The sequence below is a fragment of the Fictibacillus sp. Mic-4 genome (genome assembly GCF_049843615.1).
In the GTDB taxonomy this organism is placed as follows: domain Bacteria; phylum Bacillota; class Bacilli; order Bacillales; family Fictibacillaceae; genus Fictibacillus_A; species Fictibacillus_A gelatini.
Window position 1 is genome coordinate 1 of sequence record NZ_JBBHZM010000123.1, and the last position, 458, is coordinate 458.

The window sequence follows — 458 nt, forward strand, 5'->3', positions numbered from 1 at the left end:
CCGTGACGAAGTAAACTAGCTATCCATTCCGCATCTTTTACGTCTGTCTTACGTCCAGGAACATTCTTCATGTGACTGGCATTGACGACTAAAATTTGAATGTCTTCAAGTTCGAGCAGATTGTAGATTGGTTTCCAGTAGGAACCCGTGCTTTCCATCGCTACGTGTGAACATCCTTTGGCTTTAATCCAATCTACAAGGAGAATAATGTCATCTGTCATCGTTGAAAACGTTCTGATTTCTTTCCCTTCCGGGGTAATGGTGCAGGCTACAACGTTCTTTTTATGAACGTCAAGACCGCAACAATGACTGTAAACGACGTCCATAGTCTTACTCCTTCTACGGCTGTATAAATTAAAGGGCTGGTGCAGCAACCATTCGGGTTAATCTATCCTGCGTGCTTTCCCAAAAAACGGAGCAACATTCTGTGGTGCACCTGGTCGCTGGGGTCTGTCTAT

At 44.5% G+C, this 458-nt stretch carries 1 protein-coding gene; it reads right to left on the reverse strand.

Annotated features, from left to right (window positions below):
• The coding region (locus tag WD019_RS21755) for an IS110 family transposase (protein ID WP_425712823.1) at nt 1–326 on the reverse strand (326 nt) is incomplete at its 3' end.
• Nucleotides 327–458 lie beyond the last annotated feature (132 nt).